Here is a 17,532-nt window from a genome sequence, read left to right as displayed (position 1 = left end):
CATAACATACTGTCAACGAGCTTCTTCTATCAAAGTCTTCATCCCCTTGATTTTTTCCCCGCGCAGCAGTGTAAGCAATTGCTTTACTTTGCCGCGGCGGACTGCCACGAAAGCATAGTGCTCCTTCACATCCACCTGTCCTACATCTTCGCCCACCAGTCCGCCTTTCTTATACAGGAAGCCCACAATGTCCACCTTGTTCAGTTTGTCTTTCTTGCCTTTGCCTATATATAAGGTAGTCCAGCGGGGTTTGGCAGGTTTCGGCGTCTGCTCCGGCAATTCGAATACGGAGAGCTCCTCCGGGAGATAATCGGGCAGACGCTCTTCGGCATGCAGAAGCAGGAAAGAAGAGCCGCGCGCTTCCCAGCGTGCCGTGCGTCCGTTACGGTGCGTAAAGGCTTCTTCGTTGACGGGCATGTGATAGTGCACCACGTTGTCGATGCCCGGAATATCCAATCCGCGTGCGGCAAGGTCGGTCGATACCAGGACGGGGCAACTGCCGTTGCGGAACTTATAGAGCGCCCGCTCGCGGTCGTCCTGTTCCATACCGCCGTGAAAAGCATCGCAAGGGAATTTCTTCGACTTCAGATAGGCTACCGTACGCTCCACGCTCTCGCGATAGTTCACGAATACCAGTGTAGAACGGTCGCCCAGCGTACAAAGCAGCCGGTACAATGTCTCCAGCTTGTCTTTTTCGGGAGAGATTACCTTCTGCAAGTCCAATCGTCCGGATACGGTTTCGCCCGAAAGAAAATTCAGCTTGACAACCTGCGGTGATGACTCCCCCCCGCCCACTCCGGTGAACTGCGGGATTTCCTCTGCATCCGTTGCCGACAGCAATACCCGTTTCTTCAAGGCAGGCAACTGTCCGATAATTTCCGCCATCTCGTCGTGAAAACCGAATTCAAGGCATTTGTCGAATTCATCTATCACCAATGTGGTTACAAAGCGGGTATCGAAGTTCTGCTTCCGCAAATGGTCGTTCATACGTCCGGGAGTGCCGATGATAACGGCAGGGTTGATGCCCCTCATCGTACGGTGCTCGTCCATTGCCGGACGTCCGCCGTAGCAGCTCATCGCCTTGAAAGGGACGTTCATCGACTTGAATACGTTTTCTATCTGCAAGGCAAGCTCGCGCGACGGTACGAGCACCACCGCCTGTACGCCCTGCACATCGGCTTTGAGCGATTGCACCAGCGGCAGCAGGAATGCCAGTGTCTTGCCCGACCCCGTGGGCGACAACAGGACGAGGTCCTTATCCGATTGATAGGCATCCCGCGCTGCTTCCTGCATCGGGGTGAGTTGCTCTATCCGTAAGTTACGAAGTATGTCAGATTGTTCCATAAAGTACTTTGGTTTAATGGAGCAAAGATACGAAAAGATTGGCGGAAAACGAGGTGATGGTGTATAATGTTTGCCCACACACGCTGCCAACCGTTTTCCGCCGATGTACTAAAAAGCCAGAACGGCACGTACCCGGTTAGACGTAAGGTCCTTACGGTCCATATTCACATTGCCGCTAAGCATATAGACCATGAACGCAATCTTTTCATTGTACCGATATGACGAGGATGACCAGTAAACCGCCCCTGCCACCTTTTCGGCATCTATGCCCGATACAGACAAGGCGGACAATTTTTCATTGACCGTATCAATATTACTGCCGGGACTGTCTGTACCGCCATACGTACCGGAGTCCGTCCAAGCGGACTGCCAGCCCGAACAAAGAGTGGAAAGCTCGCGAACGGAAGGAAAATACCAACCGCTGCTGCCGGCAGGAGCAGGATTGGCAGTGGCATATTCAGCCACCAATCCGTAGGCTTCGATGAGATTGCCGCTATGACTGTCTTTTTCATTCCATTCTTTCATTTGCAATGTATTGCCATATCCGCATATATCATTCGCATCGGCAACGCTCATACCGGTCGGAGTATAGTTTCGCTGCCAATAAGTACGGTTGCCCGCATCTTTCAAGGCAACCACCAGCCCGTGAATATCATCCGACTTATAATTATCAGCGTTACCGCCACCTAATATTTCCTTCAAATGGCTATCCTTTGCCACAATATCGCCTACATAAAAGACGATGCCGACAGGAATCCTATCGGGATTACCGCTGATGATCTGACCCGAAACAGAACCGTCGCTATAATAGTAATCACCGGATTTGGGAACAGTCAGGGCACGAGTGGAAACCGTTTTACCACCATCCTGCCCTACAAGAGTCACTTCCAAAAGGGCACTTTCGTCCTCCCCTATGCCCACGGGCATTGTCACAGTTACTTTCGCGTCTCCTTTGTAACTGCCGTCAGCATTGAAAGTCGGCTTTGCTACAGCGACCTGCCACGAGCCTGTAGCTGCGCGAGTCTGAATATCCGTATTCGCATCCTTACTGATGATTTGAGCCATAATGGCGGTATAGTCGTTCTTGGAAAAAGCATCAGGAAGTACAAGAGGAATCTCCGTCACCTTGTGGGTAACAACCAGTGCGGCATTCCGTACAGCTTTCGCATCATCACCGATATAAAAAGTCCGGTAAAGGGGAAATGAAATTTCCGTATCGGTTTCTTTTCCATCGGCATCGGTATTGGTTATGATAACAATGACCGGGTCGCTGCTATCATCAACCTTGATAGAGCAGGAAGTGCCGTTTACTCCGTTCGTACCGTCTTTACCCACAGCCTTTACTCCCGTAGGCATCCAGTTAGTAGCGTTGTCGGTGGATATTTCCCATTCATTATTATCTGCATTAATCCGGACTTGCGGGGCAATGGCATCATCACCTTTTACTCCTGCATCCCCCTGTTTTCCCTGTTCACCTGTGACACGCAGGGGGTTGCCGTTACCGTCTTTTATATAATCACCGTCAAGTGTCCAGTAATAGATGCCGTTGTCTTCTTTGACACCGATATCAGGCGCATTACCCGGTATTCCGGTAGCACCTGTCTCCCCTTTATCTCCTTTGACACCGTTCTTTATGGTTATGGCTCCGCCCTTCATGAAGTTTATCACGTAGCCGGTTCCGTCGGCCAATTCGCTGACACTTGTCACATAGTCATTATCCTCAAGGGCGGAGAAAAGATTTTGCAGACTCGCAATTTGTCCGTTTATTGCCCTTTGCCACTCTTCCAGAGCAGAAAGGCGGGTGTCAAGTTCTGCTTGTTTGGCACGTATTTCATCAAGGTCTTGCTTGGTGCAATTGCATAAAGCAAATGTTGCGGCAAGCAACAGGAATAGCATCTTCTTCATAAGTATAAGTTTTAATTTAATATGGGTTTTTAATCAAATGAACGGTTTCTGTCATTTCAAAGTCCAGAGTATGCCGAATTGGGGCATCCACAGGACATTATGGCGTGTATGCCCGTAAGGTGTAGTGATACCATCGAATTTATTATCGGTCATCCACAGGAAGCTGTTCTTCAGTTGCAGACTCCAATCGGAAGCGATACGATAACGGAAACTCAAGGCTCCGCCTAAACCGAGAGAAACCGTATTCGGCCGGGTAATTCCATTGGAAAACCGGGTGTCGGTCGCCTTATTATATATGTCGGCTTTGAAGAATTGCCCATAGACGGTAGGAGTCAGAACAGCCTGGAACCGGCTGTACAAGGCACGGACACCAAGAAAACGATTGAAATATATATCCAAACCCAAACCTATATTTACTACGGATATTTTAGAGTAAAGTTCTTTGTAAGGTCGGGAGCAGTCAGTTCCGTCAGAATAGGCCGTCATACCGGAAGGAGAGAGTTGATAATGCTGTGCATAGTCTCGCGCACCTGCCTTGCCCTGTGCATAGTCTGCAGAAAGATTTGCCCCAAAGAAATCGGAGAAACGGTAATCAGCTTGTAGGCCTGCGGATATGCCAATGTAGGTTTTATCGGCAGACATGGAAAGCATATCACCCCAAAAGAAAGGAATACCGATGTTCAAACCAAGAGTCCAGCCTCGAAAGGAAAAGGTTACACTTGAATCGGATACGTTTGCGGATGTGGAGAGAGGAGATTCCACGTTGCGGTTCGAATAACAGTTGTCAGTAACTGCCGGGGCTTCGTAAAGGTCTACTTTGGAAGTGCAAAGTTCTACTTTAGAAGTGTAAAGTTCTACTTTAGAAGTGTAAAGTTCTACTTTAGAATCACTACATTTCACATTGTCATTTAAAGAAGAGCCAGGCATTCTTTCTCCCATCACCGGCAGATCATCAACCGCTTTATCTTCCGGCAACACAATGCGTACAAACACTACATCATCCGCTTTCCCGTTGTCGCCCGTGAAGTTTGTAGTATGAAAACAATCTTCACACAAGCCGTTACGCACTATCATTTCCGCTTTTACGCGGTTGCTGCGTTCACGTACAAGACGGCGGTTCTCTTTAGCGACCGATGCAGACCGGCAGAAACCGCTGACAAATACAGGGATATTCCCTGCAAGAATATCTTTCTGATGCTGTTTTAGCAGAGCAGATAATCTTTCCAGCTCTGCACTGTTTTCCTTGTAGGGGACGTAGAACATTCCCTGTTCAGGAACGAAGCGGAATGTGTACAGGCTGTCTCTTTCAGCTCCCTGCATTACAATGTAGGGTGAAAATGATAAAAGTACAGCCAGTAGCATTACCGGCAATGCGGCAAATAGCCGCGCCGATGATGCTGTCAGTAATTTCGTCAGGATACAAATGGAGATGCGTTTTCTTTTCGTCATGTGCCATATTATTAAGTTAAACATACAAAAAACGTGAGTCGCTGTATCTGTTTATCCTACAATCAGGCCTTCGCATTGCCCAGTACTTGGATAAACAACAGCCACTCACGCCATTTTGTATATAGATACGACACTCCCGTATATCCCGGAAGAGAAGTAGATATATAACACAGACGTGAGCGTTGTTGTTATCATCTTCAAGTACTTTTCAAAGTTGCGAAGTTTGATTGTAGAAGATAATTTCAATAACGCTTCTTAAAAAACAACAGTTCCATTGCACCCAACGGGACTGCTGCAAAGATAAACAGTTTTTTGTCAGCAATAGCAGGATGGTATGCTTTTTATTTCACTATTTTTTTGAAGATGCACGAAAGATAAGGTTAGCTATTTTTTTGAGAGCAAAAAGAAGAACAACACGGACTTTCTGCACTGCATGAAGTATATTACAATTTATCCCGGTCAAACTCCCGATTTATCCCGGTTAAACTTCAAGTTTATTGAGGATAAATTTTGAGTTTAACAGGGATAAACAAAGGGTACCCACTGGAAAAACAATCAGTATGTACTGAAGAAAAAAACACATGTGTAGAAAAAGAGCCGGTACAGACGGAGAAAAAACAATGGCAGCAATATGGCTGACTTAAAGTTCCTCTACCACCCAACGCTCGATATTGCGCGTAGTATTACTGAAATTCACCCCTATCTTGAGTACCTTGCGGCTGTCCGCTGCAAAAGGCAGTGCGTACTGCTTGTCGTTAATCTGCTGCAAAGCCTCTTCCGCAGTGCCGTTCAGTTTGAATTCCATTACATAAACGTACTTGTCGGTTTGCAGTACAAGGTCTATCCTGCCCTGCGAAGTGTGATACTCCGCTTTTACATAGAAACCCACCAGTTTGAAAACGATGAAGAGCACATTCTGATAGTGCAGCTCCAGTTCTTTCACCAATTCGTAGGGAGTATCGGCAAAGAAACTTTGCAGGCGGCGGAAGAAAGCATCGGGCTCTCCTCTCTCTATTTCCTGTACAAACTTTTGTATTTCAAACGGTGCTTCAATCTTGTTGAAACGTGTATAGTAAGGTATGAGGAATCTAACAAAACCTTCTTCCACCTCACGATTGGGAAAGCCGAGACGATAAATTCCAAAACGTTCATCATACCCCTTTATCGTGAGATAACCGCTCTGGAAAATTACGGGCAACGGTTCCTCATCCCCATAAATACTGTTCAGCACATCGGCATACGTTTCGGCATGCGCCATGTGTTCCAGGTCGTAATGGTAGCGTTTCAACAGTTCTATCAGGTAGGTGGGTGTTCCCGTCTCGAACCAGTAACTGCCGAATTTCTTATATTTAAAAGTATTCAGTAAGCTGAAAGGGTTGTAGATACCTTCGGTGTTCTCTACGAAATGATAGCCGTCATATCTCCGCTTCAACTCGGCACAGGCTTCCTCGTAGGTCATTTTCTGAGCGTCTGCCAACTCGTGAAGCTCTTCTTCAAGATTATCGTGAATCTCCTGTCCGGTTATTCCGCAAAGACCGACATACATTTCCTGCATGGAAATATCATCCAGGTTATTCAAGTCACTGAATACGCTGATCTTGCCGAATTTAGTGACCCCGGTAAGGAAAGCCAGTTTGATACAGCCGTCCATCGTTTTAAGCACACCGTAGAAAGGTTTCAGCGTGTTGCAGTATTCCTTTTGCAGTTCCCCGTTGCCGATAGCCTGGAGCATCGGTTTGTCGTATTCGTCCACAAGGATTACCACACGCTGCCCTGTCTGCTCGCAAGCACGCTTGATGATTCCGGCAAAGCGCAAAGAGTATGTACGTTCGGAAACATCGGCGCCATAAAGTTTTTCCCATTCGGAAAGGTTCTTCTCCAGTATATTACCCAGACTTTCGGGCGTATCATACCGTTCGATGTTCAAGTCCAGATGCAAAATGGGATGTTCTGTCCAGTCTTTCTCCAGTTTCTCGATGGCCAGTCCCTTGAACAATTCCTTTTTCCCTCGAAAGTAGGCCTCTAAGGTGGAGATCAGAAGACTTTTGCCGAAACGGCGCGGACGGCTGAGGAAGTAGTAACTGCCGGTCTTGGCCAACTGATAAACCCAAGCGGTTTTATCGATATAGAAATACCCGTCTTTGCGGATTTTCTCGAAGTTCTGTATTCCGATAGGATATATTTTATTGCTCATACCGTCCACTGTTTTTAGATTACGATAAAGCAAAGATACTCATTTCTTTCGAACCGCCTCTATCCTATGCCCACAAAAAAACTCCGGCAAGAGCCGCAGCCCTGCCGGAGTTTCTTCACTATTTTACTATTATGTGTCTTTGACAACACCGTTTCCTTATCCGCCGAAGTTGTCGAACATCAGGTTCTGAGCCGGAACGCCGAGGTCGTCGAGCATCTTCTCAACGGCTTTGGACATCGGGCCGGGACCGCACATGTAGTATTCGATGTCTTCGGGGGCTTCGTGGTCTTTCAGGTAAGTCTCGTAGATTACGTTGTGTACGAAGCCCGGAGTGTACTTCACGCCCGCTGCATCGGCTGCCGGGTCGGGACGGTCCAGTGCAAGGTGGAACTTGAAGTTGGGGAAATCCTTTTCTATCTGCAGGAAATCTTCCAGGTAGAACACCTCGTTGAGGGCACGCGCGCCGTAGAAGTAGTTCATCACACGGTCGGTTGTGTGCAGCGTCTTCGTGAGGTGCATAATCTGCGCACGCAACGGAGCCATACCAGCACCACCGCCAATCCACATCATCTCCTTCTTGGAGTCGAAAATCGGGTGGAAATCTCCGTAAGGGCCGCTCATCGTTACCTTATCACCCGGTTTCAAGGTGAAGATGTAAGAGGAAGCGATACCCGGCATCACATCCATGAAGCCCGGGCCCTGGTCTTTCGGCTTGAAAGGCGGAGTGGCGATACGTACCGTCAGCATGATGCGGTCGCCCTCTGCAGGATAGTTAGCCATGGAGTAGGCACGGATGGTTTCTTCATCGTTACGGCATTTCAGGCCGAGCAGACCGAATTTCTCCCATGCAGGCAGATACTCCTCGCCGATAAGGGACTTGTCGATGTCCTTGTCGTAATCCATGGAGAATTTAGGAATCTTAATCTGCGCATAAGAGCCGGGGATGAAGTCCATGTGCTCGCCCTTGGGCAATGCCACGATAAACTCTTTGATAAACGTAGCCACGTTCTTATTGGAGATAACCTCGCACTCCCACTCTTTGACGCCGAGTACGGACTCGTCGATTTTGATGCCCATGTCGCCCTTCACCTTCACCTGGCAGCCCAGACGCCAGTGGTCCTGAACCTGCTTACGGCTGAAGTGAGGTATTTCGGAAGGCAGAATCTCGCCGCCACCCTCTACAACCTGGCATTTGCACTGTCCGCAAGAGCCCTTGCCACCGCAAGCAGAGGAAAGGAAGATGCCGTTGACAGACAGCGTATTCAGCAGCGTCGAACCGGAAGCGACTTCCAGTTCCTTTTCGCCGTTGATAGTCAATTTCACATTACCGGATGGAACCAAGAAATTCTTGGCTACCAACAGAATAACCACAAGCAGCAGAACAACCACGAGGAATACTCCAATGCTTGCTAATATCAAATTCATATCCATTGTCTTATTCCTTTCTTTTAGATGTTCAAACCAGAGAAACACATGAATGCCATTGCCATCAGACCTACTGTGATGAAGGTAATGCCCAGGCCTTTCAGCGGAGCAGGTACATCAGAGTAAGCCATCTTCTCGCGGATGGCAGCCAGACCCACGATAGCCAGCAACCAGCCGATACCCGAACCCAGTGCATAGGAAACGGCATCGGCAACGCCACCGATAAATTTAGGATCGCTCTCGCCCACGTTGATGCGCTGCTGCATGAAGAGTGACGCACCCATAATGGCACAGTTCACGGCAATCAGCGGCAGGAAGATACCCAGTGAAGCGTAGAGCGAAGGGCTGAAACGTTCCACAATCATCTCCACCAACTGCACGATAGCGGCAATCACGGCAATGAAAAGAATAAAGCTCAGGAAGCTGAGGTCGACGCCTTCAATGATGGCATCGGGACCCAGCACTTTCGTTTGCAACAAGTAGTTGACCGGCAGCGTCACCACCAACACGAAAGTTACGGCGATACCCAGTCCTACGGCAGTCTTTACATTCTTTGATACGGCCAGATAAGAGCACATACCGAGGAAGAATGCAAATATCATATTGTCCACAAAAATGGAGCGGACGAATAAACTTAATAAATGTTCCATAATTCTTTTAATTAAGAACTAAGAATTAAGAATCAAGAATCTCCATACAGTGACGGCACAATCTTCATTCCTCATTCCTCATTCTTCATTTATATTACTTTTCCTGCAATTCTTTATGGCGTGCGCGTTGATACCAGATAATGCAGGCACAGAGAATCAGTGCCATGGGCGGCATCAGCATCAAGCCGTTGTTTACATAACCGATCTTCTGCAAAGGCTCGTAGTTCAGGATGTTGAAACCGAGCAACGTACCCGAACCCAGCAACTCGCGGAAGAAAGCCACGATAACCAGAATCTTGGCATATCCCAAACCGTTGCCCACACCGTCGAGGAAAGACTCCCACGGACCGTTCTGCATGGCAAATGCTTCCAGACGTCCCATAAGAATACAGTTTGTGATAATCAGACCTACATATACGGAAAGCTGCACGCTTACATCGTAAGCAAAAGCTTTCAGAATCTCACTTACAATCGTTACCAATGCGGCAACTACCACCAACTGGACGATGATACGGATACGGTTGGGGATGGTCTTGCGCAACAATGAAATCACTACATTGGAGAATGCCGTAATCACCGTTACGGAAAGCCCCATCACGATAGCCGGTTCCAGCTTGGCGGTAACGGCCAAGGCAGAACAGATACCCAGCACCTGTACGGTAACGGGGTTGTTCAGTCCAAGCGGAGTAGAGAATACTTCTTTATTCTTTTTTGAAAACAATGCTCCCATATTCTTATTTCTCCTCATTATTATTGGTTAAAAAGTTCTTGTAGCTGTTCAGACAGGTTTTCAGCATGGCATCCACACCCACAGAGGTGATAGTACCGCCTGAGATGCCGTCTACCTGATAGTCCGGTTTCTCTACTTTTCCGTTCTTCACAACGCCGAGGGCAATTTCACCGTTCTCCAGTGTCTTCTTGCCCGGAAATTCTCCCTGGAACTGAGGGGTTGCGATTTCCGCACCCAGACCCGGGGTTTCGCTGGCATGAGAGAAGTAAACGCCGTAAACGGTATCCTTGTCACTGTTCAGGGCTACATACCCCCAGATAGCACCCCAAAGACCTGCACCGTAAACGGGGAATACATATTTCGTCTCTCCGTCCACTTCGGCCACAAACACGTGCAGACGGTGGTTTTCCTTGGCTTCTTTCTCGTAAGCGGTGGCAAATGCGCCGGTGTTCTCGGTCAGCGTACCGTCCTCGTTCATCAGCATATCGCCCTTGATGTACTTATTATATTCTGCATCGGCATCCTCTACATTCTTGATGTTGAGGGCGGCAAGAATCTGCTTCTTCGTATCCAGCTCCACGTTCTTGTTCTGAGTGGCACGCAGAGAAGAACTTACGAATGCCAGCAGGAATGCAACGATAACAACCATTACCGAAGCATAAATGATAGTATAACTGTTACTATTGGTATTCATTTCTTTTTCCGGTATTTTAATTGTTAGACTTAGCGGTTGCACGTTTCTCGCGGCGGCTGATGTTGCCCTGTACCACACAGTAGTCAATCAGCGGAGCGAAGATATTCATCAGCAGGATGGCAAGCATCATGCCTTCGGGATAACCGGGGTTCAGCACGCGGATGATGATAGCCATTGCGCCGATAAGGAATCCGAAGATGTACTTACCTGTTTCCGTACGGGCAGAAGTTACGGGGTCGGTAGCCATGAATACGGCGCCGAAGCAGAAACCGCCCAGCACGAGATGTTCGTACCACGGCATGTTGGCCATTGCAGTGTCCGGACCGATGGTGTTGAACACCCAGCCCATGAATGCACCGCCCACGAACACGGAGAACATCGTTTTCCAGCTTGCGATGCCCGTCCACAGCAGCAGGATGGCGCCGAGGGCGATGGCAATGACGCTGGTTTCACCGATGGAGCCCGGAATAAGGCCGGTCACCATATCCCACGAGAACTCCGGATAAGCGCCCGCAGTAGCGGCTGCTCCCAGCGGAGTGGCAACGGTGAGCCCGTCTACCGTCTGTCCCAAACCGAAGATGCTGTCGCCCGATACCCAAACGGCATCACCGGACATCTTTGTAGGATAGGCGAAGAACAGGAAGGCACGCGTAATCAGGGCAACGTTGAACACGTTCATACCCGTACCGCCGAATACTTCCTTGGCAAAGATTACAGAGAATGCAGTGGCCACCGCCAGAATCCACAACGGACAGTCTACCGGCACAATCATCGGAATCAAGATACCCGAAACCAGGAAACCTTCCTGAATTTCTTCCTTCTTCCACTGGGCCACAACAAACTCGATGCCCAGACCCACTACATAAGATACAATGATTTTAGGCAATACAGCCAGGAAACCGTAAGCGAACATTTCCCAGAAACCGCCGGCAGCACCGGTGGCGTGGAAATGCTGGTAACCTACGTTATACATACCGAACAGCAGCGCCGGCATCAACGCAATAACCACCATCGACATGATGCGTTTGCTGTCGATAGAGTCGTGAATATGCGTTCCCGATTTCGCAGTGGTGTTGGGCACAAACAGGAATGTCTCGAAGCCGTCGAACACCGAACGAAATGCGTGGAATTTGCCGCCCTCTTCAAAGTTCGGCTTTATCTTGTCGAGATAATTTCTTAACGCTTTCATTTATTAAATTGATAATTGAGAATTGAAAATTGAGAAATAGGCTGCGCCGTATACACTTGGCAGGTTATATCGCAATGTTTCAACCGTCATTTTTTAATTTTTAATTCTTAATTCTTAATTTCCTAAGCCATTTCGGCACGGAGCATGTCGAGACCGGCACGAACAATACGCTGGACTTCCACTTTGGAAGAGCATACGAATTCGCAGAGCGCAAAGTCTTCGGGAGCTACTTCGTAGATGCCCAGAGCTTCCATGCGGTCGATGTCTCCCGCGATGATGGCCTTCAGCAGATATTCGGGGTAGATGTCCATGGGGAACACGCGGTCGTATTCGTTGGACATAATCATATGGCGTTCGCCACCCTTGATACGGGCGTCGATTACATATTCTTTCTTACCCATCAGCCAACTGAAATAAGAGCGGTTGACACTGAACTGATTGAAACGCGGCATAATCCAACCCAGCATTTCGTGGATTTCATCTCCTTCGGGAATTACGGAGAGCTGGCTGTCGAAAGCGCCGAGAAAACCGTTGGGGGCAACTTTCTTACCCGTCAGCACATTACCGCTGATGTAGCGCAGGTCTTTGTCGGTGGTTACATTGCCTTTGAAAACGTTGGTGAGCAATGCGCCTACACGCAACTTGCAGTATGCGGGTTTCAGCACTTCACTGCCTGTTACGGCTACGGTGCGGGTGAGGTCTACGCGACCGGTGTTCATCAAACGGCCGATAAAGATTACGGCTTCCGCGCCGATGGTCCATACCGTCTCGCCTTTCACTATGGGAGAGATGTGGTTAATTTGTACACCTACGTTACCTGCCGGATTAGGCCCGTCGAATGCGGTAAGGGTAACGTTCTTTGCCTGCACGAGTGCGGCTGCTTTTTGTTTTACACTGATACTCAGATAGGTTTTTGCCATGCGGGACAAAGCATCAAGTCCTGTCTGGAAGTTTGCTTCCTCGCCCTTCAGGACGAACTCGAAGTCGGGAGCCAGCGGGTTGCTGTCGAAAGCGGAGATAAAGATTGCTTTCGGCGTCACCGTCGGGTCGGCGATTACGTCGTACGGACGTTGGCGGATAAAGGCGAACATACCGGCTTGCAGCAATGCGTCCTTCACTTCCTGTGCGCTCATCTTGGACGGGTTCATCTTGCCGAACTCCTCGTAGTCCTGCTCGGCGGCAGCCTCTACCACGATGTTCAGCACCTTACGACGTGCACCGCGTTCCACGCTCGTCACTACGCCGCTTACGGGCGAAACAAATTTCAATTCAGGATGATTCTTGTCGATAAACAAGGGTCCCCCGGCCATCACATACTCCTGTTCCTTCACCACCACTTTCGGAGTGATACCCGTAAAATCATCGGGAACCAACGAGTAGAATCCCGGCTCTTTCACAGACATAAACTCTTCGGCAGCTTTGCCTTTCAGGTTGATGTCAAGGCCTTTGCGTAACTTAATTACATTTGCCATGCGTTTATATAAAATAATGGTTTCATTAATTTGCCCGCAAAAGTAGCAAAAAAGAATGTGAATAAAGAGCAAAAAAGAAAGGAATTACGGAGAAATTTCCGTAATTCCTTTCGTTAACGAACACGAGGGTAGGGATTAGCGGTTAGTGATTAGCGATTAGCGATGAACGGTTGGGAATGGATATCCTGCAGAGTTATAGCGCAGCCTACTAATCACTAATCACTAACCACTAATCGCTAACCACTAACCGCTAATCGTTTGCAAACATCGGGTCCCATGCCGGCAGGCGGACGGGCTTTTGTTTGAAGAGTTCCATTATCTTAGCAGGGACGTATTTGGTTTCCACTACCAGGCGGAACATGTATTCGTCGAACCATTCGTCTGTCATGATGAGGTGGCCTTTGTAGCCGCTGTCAGCGCCCCAACTGTTTTCGACCATCCATTTGACGGGTTTTCCGTCTTTGTCCAGGTCTACCGCCATCAGTGTCATGGCGTGGGAAGAGCCGCTGGAGAAGGTTTGGATGCGTTGTTTCTTGTCCATTCCAAAGGTAGTGCCCATGAGCGATTCATAGTCATAGTTTTTCACATCGAGCAAGCCTCGTTCCGAATTCAGGAATTTGCCCACATCGCAGGAGAAATACATCATGGTACTGTCTTTCAATGAAGCGATAGCCATTTGCTTGATATCCTCTACGGGCAGGTTTACGTACGTCCAGTTCTTGCCGTCGTAGCGGTGGCGGTCGTAGTCAATCTCATAGCATTTGTAATACTCGCGGCTGGGGTCGTTCATCAGCATCACGTAGTTGGTGAGCAGTTGTTTGTCACCGTATTTCTCAAGGAAAGACATCGGGGTATGATGCTCCGTCTCCACCGGATTGCCTTGGGCATCGGTACGCACATAGTCGAATTCCGTAGGCGGAACACCCAGGTTCAGCACCAGCATGCGATAGACAGTGCCCAACATGGCGGTTTTCTCTTTCTCCAGAGCGGCAGGCTTGGCGCCTTCGGCAGCAAGGTTGCGGAGCTGGAGGGCGTACTCTTTCAGTTTCAAAGAGATGAGATTAGCCATACGGGCGGTATTCTCGCTGCTGTTCGTCTCCGGCATGGCAGATTTGGGCACAAGGCCGTATTTGGAAACGATGTCCGCCACTCCGGTGAATGTGCCGCCGTCGCTCAACGGATGTTTCAGCAGCCATTCCACCGTCTTGTCGTCCAACGGTTTGTCGGCAGTGTCGATGATGCCTTGCAGGAAGAGATTGGATTTCTCCAACTGGTCCCAGAAGAAAGGATATATCTCCGAGAATTCGAAAGCCGGGAAACCATAACGTGCAAGGGCCTTGGCACGCATTACATTCAGCCCGGTGAACAGCCAGCAACGGCCGGAAGACTTCTGGTCGGTGATGCCTTTGGAATCCACCTTGATAGAAAAATGGGTATCCATATCCTGCATATTCTCCTGGTTGAGCGCCAGCTTGCGGATGTCGTTGTTGCCGATGGCATTGCGCAACGCCTTGTCGGAAGGCGTACCTTGATAACTCTGTTGAATCTGGCCGAGCATGGCAGGGCTTATCCCGCCCTTGCCGTCCTGCGCCTGCACCGAAAGCAGTGCGGCGCCGAAAACAATTACAGATAAAATACGTTTGTTCATTTCATTATTTGTTATGTATGTTCGATATTAAATAAGATGATAAACAGATACTTTCACCACAAAGCAGACAAAGCATACAGAGTATTCTCTTATGTCTATGAACTTTGCATTCCCCATCTAAAAGCCTTGACAAAGCAAATGTAATGTCTTTTTTGATAATTTTAGTGCCCTCTTTAGATTTATTATCTATTCTATTCAAAACCAATTCAAATAAAATAGTTTTCTTTGCAGCCATATTCGTACGATATGAGAAAATACATACTGAGTATATTTACTCTGATACTGATACTGACGACTGTTTCAGCACAAGAGCAGACCGTTACAGCTACCAACGACACCACTCCCGCACTGACCAAAAAGGAATTGCGCAAACAAAGGGTAGCCCGTAGAAATTTCCACTATAACATATTGGGCGGCCCTAGCTATACGCCCGATTTCGGCGCACTGATAGGCGGAAGCGCGCTGATGACTTTCCGTATGAATCCAAGCGACACCACACAGTTGCGTTCGGTGCTGCCCATGTCCATAGCCTATATGTTCAAAGGCGGCGTCAACCTGATGGTAAAGCCGCAGCTCTTCTTTAAAGGCGACCGCTTCCGCATCTTCGGAAAGTTTGTCTACAAGAATACGGAAGACAACTTCTACGGTATCGGTTACGGCACGAACAAAGATTACGTCCGAAGCGACAGTACCAGCAAATACCGTTACAGCGGCATACAAATCAACCCGTGGTTCCTGTTCCGCCTGGGAGAAAGCAACGTCTTTGCCGGCCCGCAGGTAGACATCAACTACGACAAGATAAGCGACCCTGCCAAACATCTCATCGAAGAGCCCGACTACGTGGCAGCCGGCGGTACGGCCAACGGCTACAAGAACTTCAACGCCGGTCTCGGTTTCCTCCTCACTTACGACAGCCGCGACATTCCCGCCAACGCCTACAAGGGTATATACCTGGATTTCCGGGGCATGATGTACAGCAAGGCTTTCGGCAGTGACAACAACTTCTACCGTCTGGAACTGGACTACCGCCAGTACAAGTCCGTAGGCCACCGCAAGGTATTCGCCTGGACCGCGCAAAGCAAGAACGTATTCGGCAACGTCCCCCTCACCCAATACTCCCTGACCGGAACGCCTTTCGACCTGCGCGGCTACTACATGGGGCAGTATCGCGACAAATCCTCGCACGTCGTCATGGCCGAATACCGCCAGATGATAAACACCGACCGCAGCAACTGGATAAAACGCCTGCTGCATCACATCGGCTTCGTGGCCTGGACCGGATGCGGTTTCATGGGCCCCACCATGGGCAAGATTGAAGGCGTATTGCCCAACTACGGTGTAGGTCTGCGCATCGAAGTCCAACCCCGTATGAACGTGCGTCTGGACTTAGGCAAAAATACCGTAAACGACCAGACGCTGTTCTATTTCAATATGACGGAAGCATTTTAAATAACTGACGGGCAGCCGTTAGCGCCATACGGCATAATAAGACAGTCTGCCCGTCAGCAATCATCTACCATTTACCTGCCAATCACTAATAAATTCTTCCTTTTTCTTGCACCGCCAAAAGATTATCCATATTTTTGGGCATTAATCCCCCTGCTCCCGAAATAGAAATATAAGAATCTGATACGGATGAAAATTTGCGAAACTGTCTTTTGGATAAGTTTACTCGTTATATTCTATACATATATAGGCTATGGAATGCTTCTTTATGTCCTGGTCAGACTAAAGGAATGTTTTCGTCAAACACCTCCCCCGCCCCTGCCGGCAGACTGCATGCTTCCCGAACTGACGCTATTCATTACTGCCTATAATGAAGAAGATGTCGTAGACGATAAGATGCGCAACAGCCTTTCCCTGGACTATCCGGCAGACAAGCTGCACATACTCTGGATAACGGACGGCAGCAACGACCGCACCAACGAACGTCTCTCGCACTGGCCGCAAGCCACCGTGCTTTATCAACCCCAAAGAGAGGGAAAGACCGCTGCACTGAACCGCGGCATCCGGTTCGTCACCACCCCGCTTGTGGTATTCACCGATGCCAATACACACCTCAACCGTGAAGCATTGCGCGAGATTGTACGCGCATTCGCCAATCCCAAAGTAGGCTGTGTGGCCGGAGAGAAGCGCATCGCCTTACAGGACAAAGACAATGCTGCATCCGGCGGCGAAGGCCTTTACTGGAAATACGAGTCCGCCCTCAAGCAACTGGACTCCCGCCTCTACTCTGCCGTAGGAGCAGCCGGAGAGTTGTTTGCCATCCGTCGCGAGCTGTACGAGGAGATGCCTGCCGACACACTGCTGGACGACTTCATCCTCTCCCTGCGCATTGTGATGCGCGGATATACCATCGCTTATTGCGCCGATGCCTATGCCGTAGAAAACGGTTCGGCAGACATGCACGAAGAAGAAAAACGCAAAGTGCGTATCGCTGCTGGCGGCTTACAGTCCGTCTGGCGTCTGCGTGCATTGCTCAATCCGCTGCGCTACGGTGTGTTTTGTTTTCAATACATATCCCACCGCGTACTGAGATGGTCGCTTACGCCCGTACTGTTGTTCCTGCTGTTCCCCCTCAATACGATTCTCATTTTTACGTCAAACACCCCTCTGCTCTATGCCGTCATTTGGTTGCTGCAAGCACTGTTCTACTTCATGGCGAGCTGGGGGCATTACCTGTCAGCAAAACGTATCAAGAATAAAATACTCTTTGTTCCTTATTATTTTCTTTTCATGAACATTAATGTTGTCCGCGGCTTCAACTACCTGCGCAAACGGCGGGGGCAGGCCGGCGGCGCATGGGAAAAAGCACGGAGGGCATAAAACAAG

13 protein-coding genes are annotated in these 17,532 nt (G+C 49.0%); 2 read left to right on the top strand and 11 right to left on the bottom strand.

All coding sequences use genetic code 11. From position 1 onward, the window contains the following. Window positions 1–12: 12 nt before the first annotated feature. From AB5903_RS06900 to AB5903_RS06850, 11 genes are all read right to left on the bottom strand, one after another. Window positions 13–1,344, bottom strand: coding sequence for a DEAD/DEAH box helicase (locus AB5903_RS06900; RefSeq protein WP_272710742.1), 1,332 nt, complete (start codon window positions 1,342–1,344; stop codon window positions 13–15). 108 nt (window positions 1,345–1,452) lie between these two features. Next, window positions 1,453–3,249, bottom strand: a complete 1,797-nt coding sequence (locus tag AB5903_RS06895; RefSeq protein ID WP_368117707.1) for a PL29 family lyase N-terminal domain-containing protein — start codon at window positions 3,247–3,249, stop codon at window positions 1,453–1,455. 51 nt (window positions 3,250–3,300) lie between these two features. Further along, window positions 3,301–4,698 carry a hypothetical protein gene (locus AB5903_RS06890; RefSeq protein WP_368117706.1) on the bottom strand — a complete coding sequence of 466 codons (1,398 nt, stop codon included), beginning with the start codon at window positions 4,696–4,698 and terminating at the stop codon, window positions 3,301–3,303. A 640-nt stretch (window positions 4,699–5,338) separates the two neighbouring features. Next, window positions 5,339–6,892, bottom strand: a complete 1,554-nt coding sequence (locus tag AB5903_RS06885) for an ATP-binding protein (RefSeq protein WP_005653588.1) — start codon at window positions 6,890–6,892, stop codon at window positions 5,339–5,341. A gap of 156 nt (window positions 6,893–7,048) precedes the next feature. Next, window positions 7,049–8,323, bottom strand: coding sequence for an NADH:ubiquinone reductase (Na(+)-transporting) subunit F (nqrF, locus tag AB5903_RS06880; RefSeq protein WP_034536317.1), 1,275 nt, complete (start codon window positions 8,321–8,323; stop codon window positions 7,049–7,051). Window positions 8,324–8,340: 17 nt separating this feature from the next. Next, complete coding sequence (gene nqrE, locus AB5903_RS06875; protein ID WP_005653585.1) at window positions 8,341–8,967, bottom strand: NADH:ubiquinone reductase (Na(+)-transporting) subunit E; 627 nt, start codon at window positions 8,965–8,967, stop codon at window positions 8,341–8,343. A gap of 94 nt (window positions 8,968–9,061) precedes the next feature. After that, complete coding sequence (locus AB5903_RS06870; RefSeq protein ID WP_004294324.1) at window positions 9,062–9,697, bottom strand: NADH:ubiquinone reductase (Na(+)-transporting) subunit D; 636 nt, start codon at window positions 9,695–9,697, stop codon at window positions 9,062–9,064. A 4-nt stretch (window positions 9,698–9,701) separates the two neighbouring features. Further along, window positions 9,702–10,391, bottom strand: a complete 690-nt coding sequence (locus AB5903_RS06865) for a Na(+)-translocating NADH-quinone reductase subunit C (RefSeq protein ID WP_016662928.1) — start codon at window positions 10,389–10,391, stop codon at window positions 9,702–9,704. Window positions 10,392–10,407: 16 nt separating this feature from the next. Further along, window positions 10,408–11,580 carry an NADH:ubiquinone reductase (Na(+)-transporting) subunit B gene (locus AB5903_RS06860; protein WP_005653578.1) on the bottom strand — a complete coding sequence of 391 codons (1,173 nt, stop codon included), beginning with the start codon at window positions 11,578–11,580 and terminating at the stop codon, window positions 10,408–10,410. Window positions 11,581–11,702: 122 nt separating this feature from the next. Beyond that, complete coding sequence (locus AB5903_RS06855) at window positions 11,703–13,052, bottom strand: Na(+)-translocating NADH-quinone reductase subunit A (protein WP_005653576.1); 1,350 nt, start codon at window positions 13,050–13,052, stop codon at window positions 11,703–11,705. Window positions 13,053–13,302: 250 nt separating this feature from the next. Continuing rightward, window positions 13,303–14,700: a C1 family peptidase gene (locus tag AB5903_RS06850; RefSeq protein WP_005653573.1), complete on the bottom strand. Its 1,398-nt coding sequence runs from the start codon at window positions 14,698–14,700 to the stop codon at window positions 13,303–13,305. 246 nt (window positions 14,701–14,946) lie between these two features. Here AB5903_RS06850 and AB5903_RS06845 point away from each other — a divergent pair, with 246 nt between their 5' ends. Together AB5903_RS06845 and AB5903_RS06840 are read left to right on the top strand one after the other, a co-directional pair. Next, window positions 14,947–16,149: a BamA/TamA family outer membrane protein gene (locus tag AB5903_RS06845; protein WP_117899361.1), complete on the top strand. Its 1,203-nt coding sequence runs from the start codon at window positions 14,947–14,949 to the stop codon at window positions 16,147–16,149. A gap of 186 nt (window positions 16,150–16,335) precedes the next feature. After that, window positions 16,336–17,526, top strand: a complete 1,191-nt coding sequence (locus AB5903_RS06840; RefSeq protein ID WP_005653568.1) for a glycosyltransferase family 2 protein — start codon at window positions 16,336–16,338, stop codon at window positions 17,524–17,526. Window positions 17,527–17,532: the final 6 nt, after the last annotated feature.

The organism is Bacteroides sp. 2201st1_D9_2201SCRN_220225 (genome assembly GCF_040928965.1).
Taxonomy (GTDB): Bacteria; Bacteroidota; Bacteroidia; order Bacteroidales; family Bacteroidaceae; genus Bacteroides; species Bacteroides stercoris.
This window is presented reverse-complemented; position numbering and strand designations above follow the sequence as displayed.

Coding starts and splice junctions, on each gene's coding strand:
- AB5903_RS06900 (WP_272710742.1), bottom strand. CDS start 1,344: ATGGAACAATCTGACATACTTCGTAACTTACGGATAGAGCAACTCACC.
- AB5903_RS06895 (WP_368117707.1), bottom strand. CDS start 3,249: ATGAAGAAGATGCTATTCCTGTTGCTTGCCGCAACATTTGCTTTATGC.
- AB5903_RS06890 (WP_368117706.1), bottom strand. CDS start 4,698: ATGACGAAAAGAAAACGCATCTCCATTTGTATCCTGACGAAATTACTG.
- AB5903_RS06885 (WP_005653588.1), bottom strand. CDS start 6,892: ATGAGCAATAAAATATATCCTATCGGAATACAGAACTTCGAGAAAATC.
- nqrF (WP_034536317.1), bottom strand. CDS start 8,323: ATGGATATGAATTTGATATTAGCAAGCATTGGAGTATTCCTCGTGGTT.
- nqrE (WP_005653585.1), bottom strand. CDS start 8,967: ATGGAACATTTATTAAGTTTATTCGTCCGCTCCATTTTTGTGGACAAT.
- AB5903_RS06870 (WP_004294324.1), bottom strand. CDS start 9,697: ATGGGAGCATTGTTTTCAAAAAAGAATAAAGAAGTATTCTCTACTCCG.
- AB5903_RS06865 (WP_016662928.1), bottom strand. CDS start 10,391: ATGAATACCAATAGTAACAGTTATACTATCATTTATGCTTCGGTAATG.
- AB5903_RS06860 (WP_005653578.1), bottom strand. CDS start 11,580: ATGAAAGCGTTAAGAAATTATCTCGACAAGATAAAGCCGAACTTTGAA.
- AB5903_RS06855 (WP_005653576.1), bottom strand. CDS start 13,052: ATGGCAAATGTAATTAAGTTACGCAAAGGCCTTGACATCAACCTGAAA.
- AB5903_RS06850 (WP_005653573.1), bottom strand. CDS start 14,700: ATGAACAAACGTATTTTATCTGTAATTGTTTTCGGCGCCGCACTGCTT.
- AB5903_RS06845 (WP_117899361.1), top strand. CDS start 14,947: ATGAGAAAATACATACTGAGTATATTTACTCTGATACTGATACTGACG.
- AB5903_RS06840 (WP_005653568.1), top strand. CDS start 16,336: ATGAAAATTTGCGAAACTGTCTTTTGGATAAGTTTACTCGTTATATTC.